General features: G+C 69.7%; 19 protein-coding genes. 7 read left to right on the top strand and 12 right to left on the bottom strand.

The features are described 5' to 3' along the window. Positions 1-29: 29 nt before the first annotated feature. Together DAT35_RS39445 and DAT35_RS39440 are read right to left on the bottom strand one after the other, a co-directional pair. Positions 30-3,677, bottom strand: coding sequence for a PAS domain-containing protein (locus tag DAT35_RS39445; RefSeq protein ID WP_108074430.1), 3,648 nt, complete (start codon positions 3,675-3,677; stop codon positions 30-32). A gap of 206 nt (positions 3,678-3,883) precedes the next feature. Next, positions 3,884-4,735 carry a tetratricopeptide repeat protein gene (locus DAT35_RS39440; protein ID WP_108074429.1) on the bottom strand — a complete coding sequence of 284 codons (852 nt, stop codon included), beginning with the start codon at positions 4,733-4,735 and terminating at the stop codon, positions 3,884-3,886. A 162-nt stretch (positions 4,736-4,897) separates the two neighbouring features. Between DAT35_RS39440 and DAT35_RS39435 the strand changes: the two genes are divergently transcribed. Then, positions 4,898-6,481 (top strand): glycosyltransferase family 39 protein, encoded by a 1,584-nt coding sequence (locus DAT35_RS39435; RefSeq protein WP_108074428.1) that lies wholly within the window; start codon positions 4,898-4,900, stop codon positions 6,479-6,481. A gap of 440 nt (positions 6,482-6,921) precedes the next feature. Further along, complete coding sequence (locus DAT35_RS39430) at positions 6,922-8,793, top strand: ATP-binding protein (protein ID WP_108074427.1); 1,872 nt, start codon at positions 6,922-6,924, stop codon at positions 8,791-8,793. Here DAT35_RS39430 and DAT35_RS39425 read toward each other — a convergent pair. Then, the gene (locus DAT35_RS39425) at positions 8,762-11,557 is read right to left on the bottom strand and encodes a PAS domain S-box protein (protein ID WP_108074426.1); all 2,796 of its coding nucleotides are present in this window, start codon (positions 11,555-11,557) and stop codon (positions 8,762-8,764) included. The genes DAT35_RS39430 and DAT35_RS39425 overlap by 32 nt on opposite strands. Continuing rightward, positions 11,554-11,787 (bottom strand): hypothetical protein, encoded by a 234-nt coding sequence (locus DAT35_RS39420; RefSeq protein ID WP_108074425.1) that lies wholly within the window; start codon positions 11,785-11,787, stop codon positions 11,554-11,556. Before DAT35_RS39420 ends, DAT35_RS39425 begins: the two co-directional genes overlap by 4 nt. A 280-nt stretch (positions 11,788-12,067) precedes the next feature. Between DAT35_RS39420 and DAT35_RS39415 the strand changes: the two genes are divergently transcribed. Beyond that, positions 12,068-12,349 carry a type II toxin-antitoxin system RelE/ParE family toxin gene (locus tag DAT35_RS39415; protein WP_146210080.1) on the top strand — a complete coding sequence of 94 codons (282 nt, stop codon included), beginning with the start codon at positions 12,068-12,070 and terminating at the stop codon, positions 12,347-12,349. 95 nt (positions 12,350-12,444) lie between these two features. Further along, positions 12,445-13,530 carry a 3-carboxymuconate cyclase gene (locus DAT35_RS39410; protein WP_108074423.1) on the top strand — a complete coding sequence of 362 codons (1,086 nt, stop codon included), beginning with the start codon at positions 12,445-12,447 and terminating at the stop codon, positions 13,528-13,530. 36 nt (positions 13,531-13,566) lie between these two features. Here the strand turns inward: DAT35_RS39410 and mltG are convergent, their stop codons facing one another. Together mltG and ruvX are read right to left on the bottom strand one after the other, a co-directional pair. Then, positions 13,567-14,637 carry an endolytic transglycosylase MltG gene (gene mltG, locus DAT35_RS39405; protein WP_108074422.1) on the bottom strand — a complete coding sequence of 357 codons (1,071 nt, stop codon included), beginning with the start codon at positions 14,635-14,637 and terminating at the stop codon, positions 13,567-13,569. Continuing rightward, positions 14,638-15,093 (bottom strand): Holliday junction resolvase RuvX, encoded by a 456-nt coding sequence (ruvX, locus tag DAT35_RS39400; RefSeq protein WP_108074421.1) that lies wholly within the window; start codon positions 15,091-15,093, stop codon positions 14,638-14,640. A 205-nt stretch (positions 15,094-15,298) separates the two neighbouring features. On the opposite strand from ruvX, the gene DAT35_RS39395 reads away from it, so the two are divergent. After that, complete coding sequence (locus DAT35_RS39395) at positions 15,299-16,519, top strand: hypothetical protein (protein ID WP_108074420.1); 1,221 nt, start codon at positions 15,299-15,301, stop codon at positions 16,517-16,519. 6 nt (positions 16,520-16,525) lie between these two features. Further along, on the top strand, positions 16,526-17,047 hold the full coding sequence (locus DAT35_RS39390) for a tetratricopeptide repeat protein (protein ID WP_108074419.1): 522 nt from the start codon (positions 16,526-16,528) through the stop codon (positions 17,045-17,047). A gap of 70 nt (positions 17,048-17,117) precedes the next feature. On the opposite strand, the gene DAT35_RS39385 is transcribed toward DAT35_RS39390, so the two are convergent. After that, positions 17,118-18,359, bottom strand: coding sequence for a M48 family metalloprotease (locus DAT35_RS39385; RefSeq protein ID WP_108074418.1), 1,242 nt, complete (start codon positions 18,357-18,359; stop codon positions 17,118-17,120). Between the two features lie 58 nt (positions 18,360-18,417). Then, a complete protein-coding gene (locus DAT35_RS39380) occupies positions 18,418-19,545 on the bottom strand; it encodes a tetratricopeptide repeat protein (protein ID WP_108074417.1) in 1,128 nt (375 codons plus the stop codon). A gap of 194 nt (positions 19,546-19,739) precedes the next feature. On the opposite strand from DAT35_RS39380, the gene DAT35_RS39375 reads away from it, so the two are divergent. Further along, positions 19,740-20,231, top strand: a complete 492-nt coding sequence (locus tag DAT35_RS39375; RefSeq protein ID WP_108074416.1) for an endonuclease V — start codon at positions 19,740-19,742, stop codon at positions 20,229-20,231. Between the two features lie 26 nt (positions 20,232-20,257). Here DAT35_RS39375 and dbpA read toward each other — a convergent pair whose 3' ends face one another. The 4 genes from dbpA to DAT35_RS39355 all read right to left on the bottom strand — a co-directional run bounded on the left by dbpA (position 20,258) and on the right by DAT35_RS39355 (position 24,561). Further along, complete coding sequence (gene dbpA / locus DAT35_RS39370) at positions 20,258-21,643, bottom strand: ATP-dependent RNA helicase DbpA (RefSeq protein WP_108074415.1); 1,386 nt, start codon at positions 21,641-21,643, stop codon at positions 20,258-20,260. Positions 21,644-21,668: 25 nt separating this feature from the next. Next, positions 21,669-22,391 (bottom strand): YebC/PmpR family DNA-binding transcriptional regulator, encoded by a 723-nt coding sequence (locus DAT35_RS39365; protein WP_108074414.1) that lies wholly within the window; start codon positions 22,389-22,391, stop codon positions 21,669-21,671. Positions 22,392-22,486: 95 nt separating this feature from the next. Further along, entirely contained in the window at positions 22,487-23,644 is a 1,158-nt protein-coding gene (locus tag DAT35_RS39360; protein ID WP_108074413.1) for an ArsA-related P-loop ATPase, read from the bottom strand. Next, a complete protein-coding gene (locus DAT35_RS39355; RefSeq protein ID WP_108074412.1) occupies positions 23,641-24,561 on the bottom strand; it encodes an ArsA family ATPase in 921 nt (306 codons plus the stop codon). Before DAT35_RS39355 ends, DAT35_RS39360 begins: the two co-directional genes overlap by 4 nt. Positions 24,562-24,703 lie beyond the last annotated feature (142 nt).

Raw genomic sequence — 24,703 nt, 5'->3', positions numbered from 1 at the left:
ACGCCGCCCAGGTGAATGCGAAGCGTCTCTCAGGGGGCTCCCGGTGAGAGCATCACCAGGTTGGAGAGGATGGTCAGCAACTCGGCCGGCTCCACGGGCTTGGCCACGTGCATGTTGAAGCCGGCCGTCAGGGCTCGCGTCCGATCCTCCACCCGGGCATAGGCCGTGAGGGCCACCGCTGGCACCCCGCCGCCCTCCTCGGCTGGCAGTGCGCGCACCTGGGCGATGAGCTGGTAGCCATCCTCCCCCGGCATGCCGATGTCCGAGATGAGCAGCTCCGGCCGCTTCTCTCGCACGGCTTGTAGGGCCTCGGCGGCGGTCGCGGCGGTGATGACGTTCGCCCCGTACTCCTCCAACATCACCTTCAGCACCTCGCGGTTGTCCTCCTCGTCGTCCACCACGAGGATGCGCCGCTCGACGAGCCCGGGGTGCCGGAGCGCACCGGGGACTGGCAGGCTCAGCGACCTGCGGACGCTGGTGGCCTCCGGTGTGGCCGGGCGGGGCACCGCGGGCGGCAGGAGGACCTTGAAGGTGGCTCCCCGGCCCTGTCCCTCGCTCGTGGCGTGCACCGTCCCGCCGTGCAGCTCCACCAGGTGGCGCACGATGGCGAGCCCCAGGCCCAGGCCTCCGTGCCGTCGCGTGGTGCCTCCCTCGAGTTGCCGGAAGCGCTCGAAGAGGTGCGGCAGGAAGTCCGCTGGAATCCCCGGCCCCTCGTCCTCCACCATCACCGCCACCGAGCCCTGCTCGCGCCTCAGCCGCACCCATACCCGGCTCTCCCCGGGTGAGAACTTCACTGCGTTGGACAGCAGGTTCCACACCACCTGCTGCAGCCGCGTCGCGTCCCCCAGCACCAGGTCCGTCTCGGCGTCGAGCTCCGCCATCAGACGGATGCCCTTGGCGTCCGCCGCCGGGCGCACCGATTCCTGCGCCGCCTGGATGATATCCCCCAGGCGCACCGGCCTCGTCTCCAGCCGCAGCTTTCCGGAGATGATGCGGCTCACATCCAACAGGTCCTCGATGAGCTGCGCCTGGGCCTGGGCGTTGCGGTCCACCGTCTCCAGCGCCTTGGCGTGCTTGTCGGCCGCGAGCCTCCCGCTTCGCAGCATCTTCACCCAGCCGAGCATCGCCGTGAGGGGCGTGCGCAGCTCGTGGCTGACGGTGGCCAGGAAGTCGTCCTTGAGGCGGTTGGCCTCCTCGGCGCGCTGGCGCTCCGCCTGGGCCAGCGAGAAGAGCCGCGCGTTGTCCAGGGCCATCGCCGCCCGGCGGACCAGTTCCTCGATGCGCAGCACGTCACTGTCTTCGTAGCGGCGGCCGGAGTCTTCCGTCATGGCGAACGTCAGCACCCCGAGCGTCCGCCCTCGCGCCAGCAGCGGCACGGCCACCATGGAGCGCACCTTCAGCTCCTGGATGGCCCGCAGGTGCTCGGTGCTCTGGGCCGAGCGTGCCTCGAACTCGCCACTCACCTCCGCCATGAAGATGGTCTTGTCCGAGCGTATCGCCCGGGCGGAGGGGTGCTCGCGGTTCTCCACGGGGGGATGGTGGCGCAGCTGTTCCGCCAGCGCGCCATGGGCGGGGTTGGCGTGGGCCACCTCGACGCGCTCGACGCGGCCGTCTTCCTCCACCAGGTCCACCACACACCAGTCCGCCAGCACCGGTACGGCCAGCCGGGCCACCTGCTGAAGCGTCGTCGCCTGGTCCAGCGAGGCCGCCAGGGCCACGCTCGCCTCGGACAGGAAGCGCAGCGAGTCCTCTCCGCGCTTCTGGTCATCGATGTCCGTGCAGGTGCCGAACCAGTGGGTGACGCGCCCCACCGCATCCCGCAGCGGCAGGCCCCGCGTGATGAACCAGCGGTACGCCCCATCCGTGCCCCGCCGCAGGCGGAACTCGGTGACGTAGGGCTCTCCCGTGGCGACCGAGTGCCGCCACGCCTCGAGCGTGCGCCCGAGGTCGTCTGGATGCAGGGCGTGGCTCCAGCCGTCCCTCATCGCCTGCTCCGGGGTCTGCCCCGTGTACTCGTACCAGCGCGTGTTGAAGTACTCGGAGTGCCCGTCCGCCCGGGCGCTCCAGATGAGCTGGGGGAGCATCTCCGCGAGCAGCCGGAAGCGCTCCTCGGACTCGCGCTGGAGTTGCTCGGCGCGCTTGCGCGGGGTGATGTCCAGCACCACCCCCGCCAGCTTCGCCGGTTTTCCGTTCTCATCGAGCAGCAGCCGCCCGCGGCTCTCCTGCCAGCGCAGGCCCCCGTCGTTGCGGAGGATGCGGTACTCCATCCGGAACTCGCCCCGCTCCCGCGCCGTCTGCTCCAGCGTTCGCGCCACCGTGTCGCGATCCTCCGGGTGGATGAGCACCATGCTGGCCTCGTAGGTGCCAGCGAAGGTGCCGGGCGCCATGCCGAACATGGGCTCGACGTTGGGCGACCACATCACACGCCGCGAGCGCAGATCCGCCTCCCAGGAGCCCACCTCCGCGGCCTTCAACGTCCGGCGCAGGTGGGCCTCGCTCTCGCGCAGCGCGGCCTCCGCTCGCTGGCGGTGCGCCAGGGCCTCCTCCGCCGCCTGCCGCGCACGCACCTGCTCCGTCACCTCCACCGCGAAGAGCAGCACGGCCTCCACCTGTCCCCCCGTGTTCACCAGGGGCTGGTAGGTGAAGTTGAAATAGCCCTCGACGCGCTGGCCGTCGTTGTTGCGGTCCAGCAGCAGCCGGCGCCCGGTGGCCGCGAAGGGCAGCCCCGTCCGGAAGACGTTGTCGAAGACATCGAAGAGGCCGGAGCCCGCGTGCTCGGGGTGGGCCTCCCGGACCGTGCGGCCGAGCAGGACCCTGCCTCCATGGAGCCGCTGGAGGGCCGGGTTGGCCAGCTCGCACAGCTGGTCCGGTGCCCGGTAGACGCCCACCGCGGCGGGCACCATCGAGAGGATGTTCTGCAGACGCTGACGTTGGCTCTCGGCCAGCAGCGCCTCGCGCTTGGTCTCCTCCCGCTCCCGGGAGCGGAACTCGCGCAGAAAGGCGACGGCGGCGAACCCGATGAAGGCCAGCAGGAATCCACTGCCCGCCAGCACGAGGTTGTCGGCGCGTCCGGAGGTCTTCTCCAGCAGCGCGTTCTGCTCTTCCAGGTGATGCTGCTCCTCTTCGCGCACCTCCCGCTCGAGCGCGCGCAGTTCGTCCATCATCCGTTGGCTCTCGCCGGAGCGCATGTTGTCGAGTGCGGCGGTGGTCTGTCCCGCTCGAGCCAGCGAGAGGGAGTGCTCGATGTGCTGGAGCTTCTTCTGGAGGAGGGCCTGCATCCGGTCCAGCCGCTCCTGCTGGCGGGCGTCCTCCGCGGTGAGGGTGCGCAGGTGCTCCAGCGCGGGGCCGATGTGCAGCCGCGCTTCCTCGTAGGGGGCCAGGTAGCGCTCCTCGCCCATGAGCAGGTAGCCCCGCTGGCTTGTCTCCACGTCCTTCACCAGGGACAGCAACTGGTCCGCTTCATGGATGACGTCGAGGGTGTGGGCCACGCGGCCCGAGGTCTCCGAGAGCTGATGGGTCGAGCGGAGGAAGAGGACGGCGATGAGGACCACGGCGATGGACGCCGCGACGTGCCCGGCGAGCACCGGCAGCGGCAGCCCGCGGGCGCGCCGGGTGGCGGGCGGGCCGGCGCTCGTGGCAGGGCCTGGAGTGATGGGGCTCGGCGGGTTCTTGTCCATGCCTTCTTCCGGAGCGCTGCCTCACAGCCCACCGCAACCGGGCGCTCGATGCGGGTGGGTCGCGGCGGATACGTCGGGTCCGTAACACATCACCTGAGCAAAAGACTTCGACGCGCCCCGGCCGTGCTCCCAGAAGACAACCGGGCCGCCACCTGGGGTCCTCGCCCCGGCGACGGCCCGGTGGGTGAAGCCGGTCCGGCGGTGGATTAGCGCTCCAGCGCCTGCTGGTCGGCCAGGCGCTTGGAGCACTCGGCCTTCCTGTCCACGTAGTAGTCCTTGGCGGACAGGGTGATGGCCTGGGTGTACAGCTCCAGGGCCTCGGGGTACCTGCCAGAGGCGTCCAGCAGCGCCGCCAGGTGGTAGAGCGCCGCGGGGTTGCCGGGGTTGGCCTTCACGTAGGACTCCAGCTCGGTGATGGCGCGCGGCACATCGCCGTGGCGCGCCACCTCGAGGATGGGCTTCTGGGCCTGATCCCCGTCGTCCAGGCGGATGGTCGTCGCCGCGTACCTGGGAGTGATGTCGTGGAGGAGCCGGCGCACCAGTGCTCGAGCCGCCTCACCGATGGCCCGCTCCTTGTCCTCGCCGCGACGGGTGGTCTCGTACTCCTCCTCGGCGATCAGCGCCTTGCCCGCGGAGGTGAAGGCCGTGACGCTCGCCACCGCCCTGGCCTCGTAGAACGTCTCCTTCTCCGTCTTCTGCTCCGCGTCCCAGTCATTGATGTCGACGCGGACGCCGAGCTCGTCCGGCTCCAGCATGGTGCCGCTGCCCGAGTCGAGGAACTTCACGGTGCGGCCGGCCACCTTCACGACGATGCCCTCGTCGGAGCGGTTCATCACCTGGTAGTAACCCTCGTCGCTGGCCTGACGGGTCAGCTCGGCGACGAGCAGGTCGCGTGCGCTCTTGCGGCCCGCGGTCTGCACCACCGTCAGACGCCTGGCGGAGCCCAGGTCCACCCGGACCGGTTGCAGGACGTTGACCCGCAGAGTCGGCGCGCACCCCACCGCGAGCATGGCGGCGAGCACCATCACGACGTGACGTACGGAACGAGAAGACATCATGATGTGGTGATTCCCCTTGAGTTGGGATTACCCAGACATCCGGGTGTACTGGACGCTAACATGGGGGTCCGTTCCCCAGCCAACCGGGGAGGGTGGGAAAAGACTCGCCCCTGGGGTTGCTTGCTTGGCTTTGGGCCGCGCCTGCGTATTCTCCGCCGCCGCATGTCGTCTGCTTCGTCCTCCCCCGCCACCCCTCCGCGCCCGTCCGGTGCGACTCCCGTCCTCTCCGCGGTGCCCGACGTGGGCTCGGAGCCCCACTCCCGGTTGCTGCTGGGCCTGCTGCTCGCCGCGGCGCTGCTGCCGCGCCTGCTGCTGATGCCCTTCAATGAGAACTTCTACGGGGACGCGGTGGCGCGCACGGAGCTGGCCGAGCGCTGGGTCCGCGCCCCGCACGTCATCACCTCCTATGGGGATGGGGCCTACCAGTTCGGGCCGCTGCACCTGTACCTGGTGGGGCTCGCGCTGCAGGTGGTGCCGGACAAGGCGCTCGCGGGCCGGCTGGTGAGCCTGCTCTTCGGGGTGCTGTCGGTGGTGCCGCTCTTCGCGCTCACCCGGCGCCTCTTCGACTGGCGCGCCGGGGTGTGGGCCTCGCTGGCCTTCAGCGTCTGGGGCATGCACCTGCAGATGTCCACGACGGCCGCCAGCGAGTCGCTCTCGCTCTTCCTCATGCTGTGGATGTTCGCGCTCGTGGCCAAGGGGCTGGACGAGAACCGCCTGGGGCCGCTCTTCGGCGCCGCGCTTGTGCTCAACCTGGCGTGCGCCACGCGCTACGACGCGTGGATGTTCATCCCGCTGCTGTGCGTGGCGCTGCTCTTCTGGGGCCAGGATCGCGTGGCCGGCCTCACCCGCGCCATGAGCTTCGGCCTGCTGTGCCTGCCCTTCCCGCTGCTGTGGATGCAGGGCAACGAGATGGCGCACGGAGACCCGTTCTACCCCATCCACGCGGTGGATCAGTTCCACGCGGAGTGGGTGAAGGAGGGCATCGCCCGGGTGGGCGCGTGGCGCTACCGGCTGGAGAGTCTGGGCTTCTGGCCGGGCGTGGCGCTGCTCACGCTGTCTCCGGGCGTGGCGCTGCTGGGCATGGTGGGCATGTGGCGCTCGTGGCGCTCGCGGCCGGACGTGCGCTGGTTGGTGCTCGCGGCCGTGGTGCCCACCGCGTACTTCACCTTCCGCGCCGCGGTGCTGCTGGACTTCCAGCCGCTGGGGCGCTTCACGGTGACGGAGCTGGCGCTGCTGCTGCCCTTCGTGGTGCCGGGCCTCGAGGCGCTGCGCGGCGCCGGAGCCCGCAAGGCCGTGGCCGGGTTGTGCTCGGTGCTCGCGGTGGCCGTGCCCGTGGCCACCGGCCTCTATACGTTCCGCGCCGACGGCGGCCTGCGCGACAGTCTCCGGCCGGTGAGCCCCACCTCCACCAACCCGGTGCCGTTGATGCAGGTGGCCCGCTTCCTGAAGGACGAGGTCGCCCCCCAGGGCGGCGCGGCCGTGTTGGACATGGACCCGAACTACATGGACCTGCAGCTCGCCTTCTTCTCCGGGCTGCCGGATGAGCGGCTCGCCCGCGTGCGCTGGGAGACCTTCCGCAAGCACCTGCGCGAGGCCCGGCCGGAGTACCTCGTGCGTTTCGACGGCGGCTCGCTGGTGAAGGACCCGGGCGCGAAGTTGGAGGGCCGCACGCTGACGCTCGATGGTGTGGCGTACGAGGAGCTGGACGGTTTCTCCGCGCCGCTGCACGTCTACCGGCGCCACTGATCCATTCCCACACTCGCAGGAGTGGGCAGGTGACAGACGCCCGGACTTTCCCGACGGGGGTCCGGGTGTCCGTGCGACAACAGGCGCCGCCGCGTTCCAGAATCCTCCAACACGCTCCCTCTCCCCGAACGCCCAGGCCCTTGATGTCCGCCGCCCTGCTTCCCGGGCCCCTGTCTTCCTTCGAGCAGTGGTGTCCAACGCGCGTCTGATCGTTCGATCAGACGCCTCGCGGTAGCGCGCCGGGGAGCGCTCACCCTCCTCCTGCGTGTCTTGTCTGGCTCATTTCGTCCGCCAGAAGTGAGCGATTACAGCCCGCCGCGAAGCTTTGAGGCGGATTCCCGTCTCTCGAGACAATCCAGGCAGGGTCTGAATCAATGGATTGTCCCCTCTGATAAACTGAGACCCAGCCGTTCCAATCGACCACCGCATGCGGAGGGTCCATGACGCTTCAGCGCAAGCTGTACCTGCTCGCGGGAACGGTGGTGCTGGCCATGCTCGTGCTGGCGGCGAGCCTCCATGCGGGGATGTCCCAAGGCAGCCGCATCCGCGTCAGCGCGCTGCAATCCACGGAGCGCAGGCATGCGCTGCTGTGGCTCGACGCCGCGCACGAGCACTACCTGAAGGAGAAGGCCCTCGCCGCCTCCGCGCGGACGGAGCGTGGCCCGGCCGAGCGTGAAGCGCTCCGGAGCTTCGAGGAGGCCCGGGTCCAGCTGGCGGACGTTCTGCGGGCCCAGGCGCGCGAGCCCGCCTCTCCGGAGGCGGTGCTGGATACGGGCCTCGTGGCGCGCATTCTCGAGGTCTCCCCGGAGCTGCGGGGGGAAGAGCTCGCGTCCCTGATCCAGGCTGCGCTCGAGCAGGAGGAGGGGCGGTATCAGGCGCTGGGTGCCGAGGGCGAGCGCTCGGTGCGCATCGGCCGCATCATCGCCGTCTCGGTGCCGCTGGTGTTCATGGGGGTGCTGCTGGCCGCGATGGGCGCCATCTTCGTGCCCCTTCAGCGCCAGCTGAACGCCCTGCTCTCGGGCATCGAGCGACTCGGGCGTGGCGAGCTCGATGCGCCCCTGCCCACGTCCGCCTCTGGCGAGCTCGGACGGTTCGCCGCCGCGGTGGACACGATGGTGAAGAACCTGCGTCAGACGCAGGCGCAGCTCGTCGCCGCCAGCCGGCTGGCCTCGGTGGGGGAGCTGGCCGCCAGCGTGGCCCACGAGGTCAACAACCCGCTCGCCTTCGTGCTCTCCAACCTGCGCTTCGTGCGCGAGGAGCTGGCCCGCCCCGAGCCGCTCCTACCCGAGGCCCGCCGGGAGCTGCTGGAGGCGGTGGATGACTCGGTGAGGGGCGCCGAGCGCATCTCGGCCGTCGCGCAGGATCTCAAGGCCTTCTCGCGTCCGGATGCGGAGCCGGAGGCCCGGGCGCCGGTGGACGTGTTGGAGGTGCTGCGCAACACGTTGCGGATGGCGGAGCCCCAGCTTCGTGGCCGGGCACGGGTGGTGGAGGAGTACGCGCTGGTGCCGAGGGTCCACGCCCACGCCGCGCGGCTGGGCCAGGTCTTCCTCAACCTGTTGCTCAACGCGGCCCAGGCCATCGCTCCGGGCAGGTCAGCGGAGAACAGGGTCACCCTGCGCACGCGCCTGGTGTCCGGTGGGCGCGTCGCCATCGAAGTGGAGGACACCGGTTGCGGCATCTGCCCCAGCGTGCTGCCCCGCATCTTCGAGCCCTTCTTCACCACCAAGGGCAAGGAGGGCACCGGGCTCGGCCTGTCCGTGTGCCAGGGCATCATCCAGTCCCTGAATGGCGAGCTCACCGCGGAGAGCACCCTGGGCAAGGGGACACTCATGCGGGTCGTGCTGCCGGTGTCGCCCGAGCAGGAGGTTCCCGCGTCCACCGCCTGGTCCTCCCTGGTGCTTTCCGATGAGGAGTCCTCGCTCTCCCGGCATGTGCTCGTCATCGACGACGAGCCGGACATGGGTCCCGCCATCCGCCGTGCGCTCGGGCCGGGTTGCCACGTCACCAGCATCACCGAGCCCCAGCGGGCCCTGGACGCGCTGTGCGGTACCGCCAGCTACGACGCCATCCTCTGCGACATGCTGATGCCGGGGATGACGGGCATGGAGCTGTACGCCGAGACGGCGCGCCGCGCTCCGGGCCGCGAGAAGCGCATCGTCTTCATCACCGGCGGCTGCTTCTCGGAGGAGACACTGGAGCTGCTGCGCGGCGTCTCCATCCCCGTCATCCCCAAGCCCTTCGATGCCGCCGGCCTGCGCGATGCGCTCCACCGCTCCGAGCTCAGTGCCGGTGGCGAGGCAGCCGCACCGTGAAGGTGGTGCCGTCCATCTCCGTGGAGCGCACCTCGAGCGTGCCCCGGTGGCCGAGGACGATCTGCCGGGTGATGTAGAGGCCCAGGCCCAGGCTGCCCCGGCCCTCGCCGGCCTCGGGTCCCCGCCGGTAGGGCTCGAAGAGCCGGGGGAGCAGCTCGGCGTGGATGGGGGGCCCCTCGTTGTGCACCTCGAGGCAGACGTCGGAGTCCTCGCTCCAGGTGGACACCCGCACGGGCGTACCCGCGGGGCTGTGCTGGAGGGCATTGCCCACCAGGTTGGTGACTACCTGCGCCAGCCGGCCCTCGTCCCACTCGCCCCGGCCATCGCCGCGGGCGTCGAAGTCGATGCGCCGCCCGGGCCAGGCGAGCCGGACCTCGTCCACCACGCGTTGGACGTGCTCGTGGAAGTCCAGGGGCCCGGGATGGACGGGGATGCCGCTCACGCGCGCCTGGGTGAAGTCGAGCAGGTCGCGGATCATCCCGCTGGCCCGGTCCGCCGCCGAGGCGATGCGGCCCACGGCCCTGGTGGTGCGCTCGTCCACGCCGTCGTGCTTGAGCAGGGTGGTGGCGGACAGGGAGATGGCGTTGAGGGGGTTGCGCAGATCATGGCTGACGATGGCCACCACGTCCTCGCGGTCGCGGATGGCATCCTGGGCCTCCTGGTAGAGGCGCGCGTTGTCGATGGCCACGGCCGCGCGGTCCGCCAGGCCCTTGGCGACCTCCAGGTCCGTCGCGAGCTGGGCGCCATGAGGCCGGGTCCAGACCAGGTTGAAGATGCCGAGCTTGCGGCCGCGGGCCACCAGGGGGACGAGCGCCACGGACCTGGGGCCGAGCGCCTCCAGGTTGGCCCGGTGCTCCGCGTTCCGGGCGGCGGCATCCAGCCAGGCGGGGGTGACTTCCGGCACGGCCACGGCCTGTCCCTTCTCCAGGGTGCGGGCCACGGGGCTGTCGCTTCCCATCTGGGGAGGGTAGGCCCTCGACTGCTCGAGGAGTGCCTGTCTCTCCGGCTCGCGGGACGCCAGCTCCAGCCGGTGCAGCAGACCGTCGTCCCCGAGCAGGTCCACCATGCAGTAGTCGCACAGGTGCGTCACGGCCAGCGAGGCGAGCTTCCTCAGGGTGGAGGACACGTCGAGCGACTGGGACAGCAACGTCCCCGCCTCGATGAAGAAGGACTGGGTCCGCTCGGCGCGCTTGCGCTCGGAGATGTCGCGCACCAGGCCCGTGAAGAGCCGGGTCTGGGAGGTGCGCGTCTCGTTGATGGAGATCTCCAGGGGGAAGACGCTCCCGTCCTTGCGCTGGCCCCGCACCTCGCGCCGGATGCCGATGAACCCACGCGCGCTCAGGAGCAGGGGGTCGTGCCCGCTGCCGCCGTACCCATTCCGGTGGGCGTCGGGCATCAACAGGCTGATGTCGCGGCCAATGAGCTCCTCGGGCGAATAGCCGAAGATGCGGGTGATGGCGGGGTTGACGTCGTGGATGACGCCCCGCTCGTCGATGGTGATGACACCGTCCACCGCCGTCTCCAGGATGGCCTGGAGCCGCTGGGTCGTCTCGAGCAGGTCCTGCTCGGCGCGCTTGCGCTTGGAGATGTCCCGGGTGATGTCGGAGAAGCCGCGCAGCACGCCGTGCTCGTCGCGCAGGGCGGTGATGACGGCGTCCGCCCAGAAGCGGTGGCCGTCCTTGTGCACGCGCAGTCCCTCCATCCGGCAGTGGCCCTGGCTGGCCGCGGTCTGGAGGCACTTGCCGGGCACTCCGGCCGCCACGTCCTCGGGCGTGTAGAAGCGGGAGAAGGGCTGGCCGAGCACCTCGTGCGCCGCGTAGCCCTTGATGCGCTCGGCGCCCGCGTTCCAGCTCTGCACGCGGCCCTGCGCGTCGATCATGTAGATGGCGTAGTCCTCCACGCGCTCCACCAGCATGCGGAAGCGCTCCTCGCTCTCGCGCAGGGCCTGCTCGGCCTGCTTGCGCTCGGTGATGTCGGTGGAGATGCCCCCCAGCGCCGCGCGGAAGCCCTCGGCTCCAGGCAGGGGGAACTTCACCGACAGGTACGTGCGCGGGCCCGAGGGCGTGTGCAGCACTTCCTCGAACGCGTAGGTGTGGCCCTCCAGCACCTGGGCGTCGTTGGCCCGCACGGCGTCGGCGAGCTCCTTGGGAAAGAGCGAGTGATCATCCCGGCCGAGGATCTCCTCGCGCGGGCGTCCCAGGAGCGCCTGCTGGTAGCGGTTGCTGAAGAGGTAACGCCCCTCGGCGTCCTTGGCGAAGATGGCGGCGGGAGCCTGGTCCAGCAGGGCGAACAGCCGCGCCTCGCTCACCCGCCGGGCGGCGTCGCGCTGGCGGGTGTACTCGGCCACGCCCTCGGCGATGCTGGTGGTGATGAAGGCCGTGAGCGCGCGCACCTCCCCGAGCGTGACGTGCACGTCCGTCTCCTCCACCAGGTCGAGGATGGACTCGCGCAGCACGTGGTACTCGCGCACCAGGGCCTGCACGTCGAAACCGGCGCGCAGCCGCTGACCTCCGTGCTCGCGCGCCACGGGGCTCCACTCCGGCACCGGGCTGTCCCCGGAGGCTTCGTGCCGGCGCAGCACCGCGGTCATCTCCCAGAGGTAGTCGCCGATGTGGTCCTCCAGCTCGCACTGGGTGAGGTGCTCCGGCGCGAGCCCCTCGCGCAGCCGCGCGGTCCAGCGCTGGATGATGTCCTCGTGCCGCTGCTCCAGCAGGTCCGCCAGGGAGGGGGACGAGGACTCCGGGGCTCGCGTGTCGAAGTTCACGGCCGTGGTTCCTCTCCGAGGGGCCGCAGCGGTAGCTCCACGGTGTCGAGCTGTTCGAGCATCCGGGGGCTGGGCGGAGCGCTGGCACAGCCCCGGGCCTCGCGCTCGAGGGAGCGCAGCCGGAACCCGAGGGGGGTGAGGGACTCGAGCTGTGTGGATGCGAGCGCATCCCCCGTCCCCTCCCAGGGAGGGGAGCGGAGGGCTTCGGGGCGGGGCGTGTCCGGGTTCATGGAGGATGTCCCCTCTTGCCTGGCCATGACGAGGTCACCCAAGGGACATATGCAGACGGCTGCCGGCCTGCACCGGGGGCCGCCTCCCACCAGCGAAGAGCAGGCTGGAAGGCGAGCATGTCTCCGCCCGTCCACTGACGGAGTTCGAGCATGCGACAGCCCGTAAATGTTTCCGATTCCCGACTGTAGAAACACCAGTCGTTTCGAGGGCTCCCCCCGTAAGTGTTGAATCCGACAGATGGTCGGACTGGCCTGGAGCGTGCATCGGTCCCGGCCCGAAATGCGGCGCCCCGAGAGCCTCAATATCTACAGCGTGGAAGTCAGCCCCTCTGCCTGGAAGCAACTGGCGCACCTGCCGTTGGAGACGTACCAGCGCGTCCGGCAGGAGTTGGATGGCATCGCGGCCCAGTTGAGAACGCCGACCCCGGCGCCGCTGCCGAGGACGGGGGCCGAGCCCATCATCCTCCGCTCTATCTCGCTGGAGGACTATGTCGCGCTCTACGAGGTGGATACGGTGCGCCGGCGCCTCACGCTGAGGGAGATCGTCCGCGGCCATCCTTGAGCCCACCCGAGCGGGCGTCCCTGGGGATGGCCTGGGCGGGCGGGTTGCCGGGGCCTCCAGCGAGCCCCCACCTTCAGCAAGGGGGAGTCCAGGTCATGTACGCGATGACGAACGCGGCGGGCGGCAATGAGATCCTCGTCTATGAGCACTCCGGGGACGGCATTCCCCGGCTCGTCGCGAGGGTTGCTACGGGAGGGCGGGGGAGCGGAGGGACGGCCACCAGCCCGGTGGACGCATTGGGTTCACAGGGCTCGCTCCTGCTCAGTGCGGATGGCCACTGGCTCTTCGCCGTCAACGCGGGCAGCGATGAGATCTCATGTCTGGAAGTGGTGATGCCGGGCAGGGTGGTGCTCCGGGACAAGGTTCTGTCTGGAGGCATGTTCCCGGTGAGCCTGGCGCTCCACGGCCCGTTGCTCTACGTCCTCAACTCCGGAGGCGAGGGCAACATCACCGGCTTCACCGTTGGCGAGTCGGGACGGCTGACGCAGCTCATCGGCTCGACGCGCTCGCTCCAGGCGGGCGGCAGCAACCCACCGTCCTTCCTTCTTTCGCCCGCGCAGGTGGGGTTCAGCCCGGCTGGCGACAAGCTGCTCGTCACGGTGAAGGGCTCCAATGACATCCACGTCTTCTCGCTCGACGCGAACGGTGTGCCGGGCGAGCGGCCGGTGACGACGAAGTCCGCGGGCAACCGGCCGTTCAGCTTCGCCTTCGACACGCGGGGGCACCTGCTCGTCGCCGAGCCCTTCGGCAGTCACAGTGTGGGCACACCCAACGCGGGCGCCGTCACGTCGTACCAGCTCCGGCCGGATGGGCGGTTGAAGGTGATAGACGCCTCGGTGGACAACGAGCAGACGGCGACGTGCTGGGTCGCAGTGGACGGCCAGGGCCGGTACGCGTACGCGACGAACAACGCCAGTGCCACCATCACCGGCTACCGCATCCGGAAGAACGGGCACCTGCGCCTGCTCGATGGCGACGGCATCAGCGCCCGCCTGCCGTCCGGCTCGGCCCCGGTGGACATCTCCGTCAGCCGCGACGGGCGCTTCCTGTACACGGTGAACGCCGGTACGGGGACGCTGGATGCGTTCCGGATAGATCCTGCCACTGGCCACCTGACACTGCTCGGGGAGATCGGTGGCTTGCCCGCCGCGGATGGTGCGGTGGGCCTGGTCGCGGATTGAACGTCCAGGAGGGAAGGCCCCTTCGCCGCCGTGGGGCTAGTTCGGGCCGCTGGTGCGCTGCCGACGCTGGTTGCGGAAGAACTCCACCTGCCACTTCTCCACCGCCGCGTTGTGGCACTCGAGGGTGGGGCAGAAGATGTGGGTGCCGTCGTTGCGCGACACGAAGAAGAGGTCGTCGCAGTCCAGCGGGTGGAGGGCGGCCTGGAGGGCGGCGGCGCCCGGGTTGGCGATGGGCCCTGGCGGCAACCCGGCGGTGGTGTACGTGTTGTACGGGTGAGGCGTCTCCAGGTCCTGGCGGGTGATGTTCTTCGAGTACACCCCGCGCAGTAGCCTCATGGCGTAGATGACGGTGGGATCCGTCTGCAGCTTGATGCCCTGGCGCAGCCGGTTGTGGAAGACGCAGGAGATGCGGGGCCGCTCCTGGGGCTGGCCCGTCTCCTTCTCCACGATGGAGGCCAGGGTGAAGGCCTGCAGCAGCGAGAGCTTCACCCCGTCCTTCCGCTGTGCGTCCGCCTTCCGGTACTCCTCGAGCGAGCGCTCCACCATCTTCGTGAGCACCTGCTCCTCGGTGGCGTTGCGGGTGAAGGTGTACGTGTCCGGGAAGAGGAAGCCCTCGATGGAGGATGCGGGCACGCCGGTCTCGCGCAGGAAGCGGGGGTCCGCGGCGAGCTGCTCCAGCTTCCTCAGGTCCAGCTTCAGCTCCGAGCCGGCGAGGATGGGGAGGATCTCCTCGGCGCGAAGGCCCTCGGGGACGGTGAAGTGGTAGACCTTCACCTTGCCGGAGGCGAGCAGCTCCACCACCTGCGCGGGAGTGAGGGTGCCCTCGAAGAGGTACTCACCGGCCTTCAGCTTGGGGCCGGCCTGCTCGCGGCGGATGAAGAGATAGAGCAGCTCCGGGTCGGTGACGACGCCCGCGTCCGCCAGGAGCTTCGCGAGCGTCTTCGGGCCGGTGCCATTGGGCACGATCACGGTGATGCCGGCCTGGGGAAGGGTGACGGGGGTGGCGGCGAAGGCGGAGATCTGCCGTTCGCGGCGCAGGTACCAGCCACCCGCGGCGGCGGCCGCGAGCACTCCGAGGACGAGCAGGGCGAGGAGGACTTTCTTCACTCAAGGCTCCGGATCGTAGTCGTCGGCATCGAACGCCTCCGAAGGCGGGTGCCGGGCGTCGAGCCAGCCCTGGAGGATGAACTGGGCGGCCATCTGGTCGATGACCTCGCGGCGCTTGGCGCGGGACAGGTCCGCCTCGAGCAGGGTGCGCTGAGCGGCCACGGTGGACAGGCGCTCGTCCCACAGCTCCACGGGCAGACCGAGGGCCTGGGTGAGGGCGTCCACGAACTTGCGGGTGGACTCGGCGCGAGGGCCCTCGGAGCCATCCATGTTGAGGGGCAGTCCGACGACGAAGCGCTCGGCCTCGTATTCGCGCACCAGCTCGGAGAGGGCGGCGAGGTCTGCCTTGAGGCTGGTGCGGCGGATGGTGGTGACGGTCTGGGCGGTGAGGCCCAGGGCGTCCGAGGCGGCGACGCCGATTGTCTTGGTGCCAAAGTCGAGGCCCAGGGTGCGCATGCGCGGCGGAATCTAACCGCAATCCTCCGGTGTGGACCGCCCCGTCCGCGGGGCAGGACCGTGCTCGCTCGGTGCACGGGCTAACTCGCTGAATTCGTTGGAGTCAGGCTCGGGCCGGAGTCGGCACTCCCGCTGCAATCCGTCGGGCGCGCAACACGAAGCGGCGTTTGGAGGCACGGAGCCTCGGAGCCGCGGGGGAGGAGCCATGGATTTTCTGAAGGGATTGGGCGGTGCGCTGGGTGGAGTGACGAACCTGCTGTCGGGCGGAGGGCTCATCGACGCTGCGGGCAGCATGCTGGGACTTCCGCCGGCCATCACCAACGCGGCCAAGGTGGCGGCGGGGGCGATGACGGGCAACGTGCTGCTGGCGGCCGATGGCGCGATGGGGCTCGTGGGTGAGCTGTCCAAGAATCCGCCGGCCGCCACCGAGTACAGCGCTCCGAAGGACGCGCAGAAGGCCTGCGCGGGCTACGCGAAGCCGGAGCACGGGGCCTCGGCGGTGCCGGGTGGCGGGCAGGCGTGGCCGGGCGGCTCGCCGGTGTGGCCGGGGGGCTCGCCGGTGTCGAGTGGCTCGCAGGTGTGGCAGGGCGGCTCGTCGGCGGGGACGGGTGGCTCGCAGCAGGCCGGTGGCATCACCGGGGGCAGCCACCTGGACCCCAAGATGAACGACTACTTCCACTCGCTGCAGACGCTCGAGCAGAACTTCCGCTACCTCGACGCGACGGACGGGAAGCTGGACGGGTCGCTGTCGAAGGGGGACCTGCACCGCATCTCCGGGGACGGGCGCGTGTCACCCGAGCTGCGCCAGGCGGCGCGCTTCATGGTGGACAACCCGGGCTACTTCGAGCGGCTCGACACCTCGGTGGGCGCCTTCAACGGCTCCCTCACGGGCGTGTTCAAGGACCACAAGAACGACGACCGCATCACCCTGGGCAACGTGCGCAGCGAGATCCTCAAGGTGAAGGCGGACTTCGCGCAGTACGGGCGGCCCGGGAACGTGGGGTCCTCGGCGCCTCCTCCGCCCGGTGGCTCCGTGGGGAGCCAGCCTCCGACGAGCGGGACGCCGTCCTCGGGCAGCTCGAGCGGTTCGGCCAGCTCGGGCGTGCGGGGCATCGTCAACGACCCGAGCATGAGCATGGAGGAGAAGATCGAGGCCATCCTCTCGGGGCTCACGGAGAAGCTGGACGACGAGATCCTCAAGACGATGGATGACCTGGCGGCGGCGCAGGATCAGAAGGCCGGCATCTCGAACGAGAAGGGCAACGAGAAGAAGGCCGCGGACGCGGACCGGAACATCGAGAAGCTCAACCTGCGGCTGCAGAAGCTCATCGAGCGGCGCAAGAACATGTTCGAGATGGCGAGCACGCTGTCCATGAAGTTCAACGAGATGGCGAAGACGGCCCTCTCCAACATGCGGAGCGCGTAGGCGGGAATGGGACGGGTCATCAAATACGAGGGAGGAGCCATGGACACGGCAACGACGGAGAAGCTGAAGGCGTACGTGCGCGGAGAGGTGACGTGGGCGGAGGTGGATGGGATGACCTTCGAGGAAGCGAAGGCGATCGCGCAGGTGGGGTGTGACCTGGCGGCCGCGGGGCGCTACGAGGAGGCGCGCATCCTCTTCGAGGGGCTGGTGGAGGGAAACCCGAAGGATTCAGCGAGCCGGGCGGCGCTGGGCACGGTGTACCAGAAGCTGGGGCGGCTGGAGGAGGCCATCACCGAGTACAGCGCGGCGCTGGAGCGTGACCCGGGCAACCCGGTGGCGCTGGTGAACCGCGGGGAGCTGTACCTGCGGCAGGGCAACCGGCAGGGCTTCACGGACATCGCCAACGCGTCGGAGGCGGATCCGAACGGGGTGACGTCGGCGGGCCGGAGGGCGAAGGCGTTGGTGAAGGCCATCGCGCTGGTGGCCGTGGAGAAGATGAAGGGGGAGCAGGCCCAGGCGAGGGCGTAGCCCGCTGGGACGAGAGAATCCGCCGGGCCGCGGGGGGGTCATGGGGAAAGGGCGGTCCGGCGGGAGGGCGTCAGTGGGAGGGCTCCGAGAGGGGCTCTCCCGCTGGCGCCCTTTTTTCTGGAGCGGGAGGAACGGCGGCGAGCCGTTCGGTGATGGGCGGGTGGCTGTGGCCCTTGAGGACGACCCAGCGAGGCGGCTCCGGGTCCATCTTGTTCACCCGGGCGGCCTTCACCAGCATGCGGCGGAAGGCGGCGGGGTCCTGGGTGAGCTGGAGGGCGTAGCGGTCGGCCTCGCGCTCGCGCTCGCGGGAGAAGGCCGCGGAGATGGGGCTGCTCAGGAAGAAGACGAGGAAGGAGAGCAGCCACAGCAGGGGCAGGGTGCGGATGTCCGCGAAGCGCGTGGTGCCGAACCACCCTCGAGCCGCGGAGAGCCGCAGGAGCCGGTCGATGACGAAGAGGAGTGCGAGCAGCGCCAGCGAGGAGGCGATGCGCCCCGGCCACTTCGGCTCATGGACGTGGCCCGCCTCGTGCGCGATGGCGGCGAGGAGCTCATCGGGCTCGAGCTCGCGGAGGATGACGTCGTTGAGCACGATGGTGCGAGTGGGGCCCTGGCCCGCGAAGTAGGCCTGGAGACGCTTGCTGGCCACGGACGTCTTCTCCACACGCACGTCCTGGAAGGGGATGTTGGCATGGGCCATCAGCGCGGTGATGCGCTCGCGCACGGGGCCCTGCTCCAGGGGTGTCTGCTCGAAATAGACCTGGCTGCGGTACGGGTCGATGGCCGAGGACACCAGCAGCAGCAGGGCCGAGGGGATGCCCAGCACCAGCCACCAGCGCTTCACCCGCCGGGCCAGCCCGTAGAGCCCGAGCACCAGCGCCGAGGTGGCGAACCCCTCCAGGGCGATGCCCTTGAGCTCGTCCAGCATGAAGCGCAGCGGCGTGTACTCGGACATGCCATAGCGGTGCTCCAGCACGTAGCCGAAGTAGATGGTCGCTGGGACGTAGACGAGCTCGATGAAGAGGTCCACGAGCAGGGCGAAGAGGATGGCGGCGCCCCAGCCGGGCTCGCCCCAGAGCCGGTCCATCGCCTGGACGAAGACGCGGCTGACCGGGGCCGTCCGCAGGAAGGCGAGCCGCTGGGAGAGCCAGGCCGCGCAGGACTCGCACCACCGGTAGAAGGGCCGCACCAGCACGCCCAGGAGGAGGGCCAGCACTCCCAGGTAGACGAAGGGGCTCACCGCGCTCTTGATGTAGAGCGGCAGGTGGTAGGCCTTGATCTCGGCCAACTGCTCGGGCGTGAAGAGGGGCTCCATGGGCCGGGGAATCGTAGACGCTCACCCCGGCCCCCGCCCAGCGAGGAGGGTGTTTCGCTCAGGAGTGCGGCTTGGATGGGGCGGGCTCGGCCGACGTGGGTGCCGAGTCCGTGTCCGCCAGCAACAGCGCCTTCATCCTCTCCAGGCTCTTGCGCGTCTTGTCCACGAACGCGTTCTGCGAGCCGATGCGCTCGGCCGCCTCCAGCGTCCGCTCGTAGATGTTGATGGACTTGGTGAGCAGCACCCGCACCTTCTTGCGCAGCTCCTCGCGGTACACCTGAGCCTCCTCCGCGTCCAGCTCCGCCGGCGCCGGCGAGTTCACCAGGTGCTCGTAGAGGTTCTCGTACATCGCGCCAATCTGGGAGCCGGCCGCCGTCGCCCAGTGGCCGTTGCCCACCCGGATGGCGCGCAGGTAGTGCCCCTGTGCCGACAGCAGCAGCTCGGCCTTGTAGTTCAGATCGTTGGAGAGCGCGTCGCTGCCCTTCGAGGGGTCCAGTTTCACCTCTTCGTAGTGCAGCCGGTAGATCTCCCCGATGAAGAAGTGCGCCTGCGCGGGGAAGTAGTCCTCGACCTCATCCTTGTCCGCGAGCCCCTCGTACGTGGTGACCACCTTGCGCAGCGTGGTCTCGGCCTTCTCCGGCTGCCCGGACTCCAGCTCGCACACGCCCTGCTGTACCTGCGCCTCCAGGCGCTTGCCCACCGGCAGGTCCTCTCGACCGGCGATGGTTCCGAGCACCTTCGCGGCGTCAGCGAACCGCTCCAGGTGGTACTGCGTCTCGGCCATGCGGAAGGCCGCGTCCAGCGTGTCTCCCGTGCCCTTCTCCACGTCCGCCAGCTCGGAGAAGCGCAGGTAGGCCTCCTCCCACTGCTCCAGCCGCTCGTGCGCCAGACCCGCGTTGTAGAGCGCCTCGTGCCGGTGCGAGCTGTTGGCGTGGAAGTCCGCCAGCCGTCCGAAGTAGCGCGCGGCCTTGGCGAAGTCGTTGGCCGCGAAGGCTGACGTGCCGCCCGCGAACAGCTCCTCGTCGTTGAGCTCCGACAGCTCCAGGTCCCCCGTCACCGTGACCGGATCGAACTGGACTTCCTGCTTCGGCTGCTCCGGCGTCTCGCGCACCGCCGAGCCCGTCGTCCGGCACCCCACCAGGCCCAGGACTCCCACCAACACCCACTTGCGCCAGGTGGCCGACATGTATGTCCTCCGCTCGAAGTCTCGTCAGGGGCCCAAGGAGGGGCCGTCCGCGTTTCCTGGTTCCAGGACAGCGGTGGCTGTTCCGGGGTTCCCAGGCGGGTCGCAGTTTAACCTTCGCTCGGGCTTCCCGCCCGCATGGTGCGCCGCCCGGCGGCCAGGCCGACACACCCCGAGTGGAAGTGCGGAGGAGGACGATGCTGGCCTGTATGGACGTGGACTATCGGCCCGAGGTCACCGTGGCCGCCTGTGTGCTCTTCCGGGACTGGGCCGATGCCGCCGAGGCCGCGCACGTGGTGGAGCGAGGTCCCCCCGCGGCGCCCTACGAGCCGGGTCAGTTCTACCGCCGCGAGCTGCCCCACCTGCTGAAGGTGCTCGCCGCCGTGCGGGAGCCGTTGGAGGCGGTGGTCATCGACGGGTACGTGTGGCTCGGCGAGGAGCGGCCCGGGCTCGGCGCGCACCTGTACGAGGCGCTGGAGCGACGGGTGCCGGTCATCGGCGTGGCCAAGACGGCGTTCCACGCCAGTGTGGCGGTGCCGGTGCTGCGCGGGCAGAGCCAGCGTCCGCTGTTCGTCACCGCGGTGGGGGTGGAGGCCAGCATCGCCGCGGAGCACGTGCGGAGGATGCATGGGGCCTCGCGCATCCCCACGCTGCTCAACCGGGTGGACCGGCTGTGCCGTGAGTCCTGAGGGCCGGGGTCCCGCCAGGCCGTGGACTACCGCACCCAGTCGATCCGGTATTTGCGCCCCTTGATGCGGCCGTCGCGCAGCCGCTGGAGCGCCACGCGTACGAGGCCCTTGGTGATGGCGACATAGGCGTGATGATCGTGGAGTTCGATCTTCCCGATGTCGGAGGCATTCAGCCCGCCGGCCTCTCCCGTCAGGGCACCGAGGATGTCACCCGGCCGCATCTTGTCCTTGCGTCCGGCGGAGATGGAGAGCGTCTCCCAGTCCGCTGCCAGTGACACCCCGCTCGTCGCGTCCGCCGGGGGCAGCGTCTCCACGCTCGCGCGCTCCAGCTTCACTCCGGTGGCGAGCTCGATGCCCTCGACTTTGCGCTCGTCGTTCGGGGTGACGAGGGCGATGGCGAGCCCCCTTCTTCCCGCGCGCCCCGTGCGGCCGATGCGATGCACGTAGGGCTCGGGCTGCGAGGGCACGTCGAAGTTGACGACGGCATCGAGGGCTTCCACGTCGATGCCTCGGCCCGCCACGTCCGTCGCGATGAGCACCCGGGTGCTGCGATTGCGGAACCTCGCCATGACGCGGTCGCGCTCGCTCTGCTCCAGGTCTCCCTGGAGCCCGTCCGCGCTCACTCCGGCCTCGGCCAGCGCCCTCGTCAGCTCGACGACCGTCGCCTTGAGGTTGCAGAACACGATGGCGGAGGCCGGCTGGTATTGCCGCAGGACTCGCAGCAGGAGCGCCGTCTTCTCCTCGGGCGCGCACGCGTAACAGAGCTGCTGGATGTCGGGAGCCGCATCGGCCTCCACGACCGTCACGCGGACGGGTTCCTTCTGGAAGGTCCGGCTCAGCGCCTCGATGTCCGGGGGGAACGTCGCCGAGAAGAGCACGGTCTGGCGCGTCGGAGGGGTCACTCCGAGGATGCGCTCCATGTCCTCGCGGAAGCCCATGTCGAGCATCCGATCGGCTTCATCGAGCACCACGGTGGTGAGCTGCCGCGTGTCGAGTGCCTTCCGCTGGAGGAGGTCGAGGATGCGGCCGGGAGTGCCGACCGCGACGTGGGCGCCTTTCTCGAGCGCGTTCACCTGGGGCCAAACAGGCTGGCCACCCGCGAGCGCGAGGACCTGGAGTCCGGGCAGCCTCCGGCCCAGCCGGCGGATCTCCCCAGCCACCTGGGCACAGAGCTCCCGCGTCGGACAGAGCACGAGCGCCTGGAGCCGTCGTTGCTGGAGCTGAATCTTCTGCAGCAGGGGAAGCGCGAAGGCCGCGGTCTTCCCGCTTCCCGTCCGTGCCTGCCCGACGAGGTCGCGGCCCTGCAACAGCACCGGGATGCTCTGGGCCTGGATGGGCGTGACGGTCTGGAAGTCCAGCTCCTGGAGGACCTGCTGTAGCGGCGGTGAGAGAGCGAGCGCGGAGAAGTCCATCACAAGGCCTCGATTGACCCGAGGCTCACGCCAGGTTGTGGAAGACCCGCTGTACGTCGTCGTCCTGCTCGAGCTCGTCCACCAGTTCCAGGACCTCGTTGGCCTTGTCCTCGGGCAGCTCGATGGGCGTCTGCGCGACGTACTCGGACTCGGCGGACAGGAGCGTGAGGCCGCGCGCTTCGATGGCCGACTGCAATTGCCCGAAGTCGTTGAACGCGCAGCGGATGACGACCTGCTTCTCCCCCTTCTCGCCCTGTCCCTCGCCCATCTCCTGCAGCCCGTGGTCGATGAGGTCCAGTTCGAGCGCCTCGAGATCCAGTCCCTCGGGCGACAGCCGGAAGACGCCCATGCGCTGGAAGAGGAAGCCGACGCTGCCCGTGGTACCGAGGTTTCCTCCTCCGTCCTTGAAGTGCATCCGGACGTTGGCCACGGTGCGCACCACGTTGTCCGTCGCCGTCTCCACGAGGATCGCGATGCCGTGCGGCGCATACCCCTCGTAGAGGACGACCTCGTAGTTGTGCTCGTCCTGGCCGGAGGCACGCTTGATGGCGGCCTCGACCTTGTCCTTCGGCATGTTCCCGGCGCGCGCGTTCTGGAGGGCGCGGCGCAGGGCCGGGTTGCTGTCGGGGCTCGCTCCGCCCGCCTTCACGGCGATGGCAATGTCCTTGCTGATCCGGGTGAAGAGCTTCGCCATCCGGTTCCAGCGGGCGAACATCGTGGTCTTGCGGGTCTCGAAGATTCTTCCCATGGCTCTAGCAACGGCTATACCAACATGGACCCTACCGTCCATACGGCTGTTGAAGATGAAGCCTCGGCAGAGAGGGTAGGGGGCCAGCCGGGCGGTCAGGTGCTCGTCGCACCCCGTCCCTCTCCCGATGGAAGAGAGGGCGTGGGGAGGGCCTCGTCACCCATCAGGAATCGGCCCGTGCGCCACAGTGCCCCGATGTCATGCACGTCCAGCTCGAAGCGCGGCACCTGGATGAGCGGAGTCCCCTGGCACGCGGCCTGGAGCTCGACAATGCCCTGGGCGTCCTGCTCCGCCAGCACCTTCAGCTCCCGCAGCGTCTCCTCCACCTTCGCGCGCCGGGCGGGCGTCAGGCTCTGGGCCTCCTCCCACAGCGCGGGTCCCGGCATCGGGTGCACGCGGTTCACCACCACCGCCACCACTTCCATCTCGTTCTGTTTCAGCAGCCGGTGGAAGTGCATCACCTCGTCCAGCCGCTCCCGCCCCGGGCTCGTCACCAGCACGAAGCCCGTCTGCTCCGCCTCCAGCAGCTCGCGCACCCCGCGCGCCCGCTCCCGGAAGCTCTCGTTCATCGGGGCGATGGCCATCATGAAGTTGGCCAGCTCCTGCAGCGTCTCCGTGCCGGTGAACTTGGAGATCGTCTTCGCCGCGTAGCTGCTGCCCAGGCTGAAGAGCGACAGGCCAATCTTCCCCGCCGCCAGCGCCGGCGTGAGCAGCCACTTCGCCGCCTCGTTGTCGAGGAAGTCCAGCACCCGGTTGGGCGCCTCGAGGAAGTCCAGTGCGTGGGCCGTGGGCGGCGTGTCGAGCACGATGAGCTCGTAGTCGCGCTTGTTGCGCAGCTCCCACAGCTTCTCCATCGCGATGTATTCCTGGCTGCCCGCGAGCGCGCTGGAGAGCGACTGGTAGAAGCGGTTGGCGAGGATCTTCTCGCGCTTGTCCGGTGGGGCGTACTTGAGGATGAGGTCGTCCCACGTCTGCTTCATGTCCAGCATCATCGCGTGGAGGCGGCCCCGGGCCTTGAGCCCGAGCGGCTCCAGCGCGGAGGCGGGGACCTCGGCCTCCACGTTGCCCAGCGCGTGCAGGCCCAGCGAGTTGGCCAGCCGCTTGGCCGGGTCGATGGTGCACACCAGACTGTTGCGCCCGTCCACCGCCGCGCGCAGCGCCAGCGTCGCGGAGATGGTCGTCTTGCCCACGCCGCCCGAGCCGACGCACACCAGCACGCGCTTCTTCGACAGGGCCTCGGACAGCGCGTTCATGTGTCCGCCTTCCCCGTCACCAGCGGCTCCAGGTGACGCACCACCTGCTCGATGGCCGAGCGGTCGAAGCCCGGCGTGAAGATGCGCGGCACCTGGTGCACCGGCACATGCAGGTTGCGCTCCAGCTTCATCTCCGCCAGCACCGTCTGCGCCACCCGGTCATGGTGCGCCCGCGCCACCGCGAGCAGCTCCGGCTGGCCCGAGAGCGCCTCCAGGTCGTCCTCGGTGAAGCGCTCGGGGAAGGCCGCGTTGAGCACCGCCGCGTGCGTGCGCACCCGCACCTGGTCGCGCAGAGCCGCGTGCAGCTCCAACGTCTCGTTCACCGGCAGCTCCTCCGGCAGCGACACCAGCACCGCCGCCGTCACCGACGGGTCCTCGAGGATGTCGCGCATCTTCATGGCCTCGCGGGACATGGGCCCGGGCGGCACCGTCTGCAGCAGCACCTGGGGCACTCGCAGGAAGGTGATGGCGTGGCCCGTGGCCGGCGCGTCCATCACGATGGTGTCCCACAGCGGCTTGCCGTCCGGCCGCTTCTCCTGCGCGTGGAACAGAATCTTCCCCAGCAGCACCAGCTCCTGCAGCGAGGGGATGAAGCGCAGGAAGTAGCGCACCACCTTGTTCTCGAAGACCGTCTTGTAGAGGGTCTCGAAGCGCAGGACCATGATCGCGTACTCGCGCATGGCCTCCTGGGGGCGCACGTCCACCGCCCACAAGTTGTCTTCCAACTTCGTCACCTGGGGGCCCACGGGCGAGTGCCCGAGCAGCCGGCTGATGCGCTCCTGGGTGTTCACCTCGCACACCAGGGTGCGTCTGCCAGCGCGCGCCGAGCGCAACGCCAGCGCCGCGGCGATGGTGCTCTTGCCCACGCCGCCCTTGCCGGAAACGATCCACAACCTCTTGTCGAGCAGGCCGGCCATTGAGAGGCGCGAACCGTAGGGATGCCCCTCCCCCCTGTCAACGCGCTCTGTCTACTGGCGGCCATGTCTTGACACGCCGCGTCGTGTGCTTCCAGAGTTCGCGCGTTTCTACTGGATTTCCCGCGGATCCTCCTTACCCCCA

The organism is Vitiosangium sp. GDMCC 1.1324 (assembly GCF_003044305.1).
Classification (GTDB): Bacteria; Myxococcota; Myxococcia; order Myxococcales; family Myxococcaceae; genus Archangium.
The sequence above is the reverse complement of the archived record's forward strand: the minus strand, read 5'-3'. Positions and strand labels throughout refer to the sequence as shown.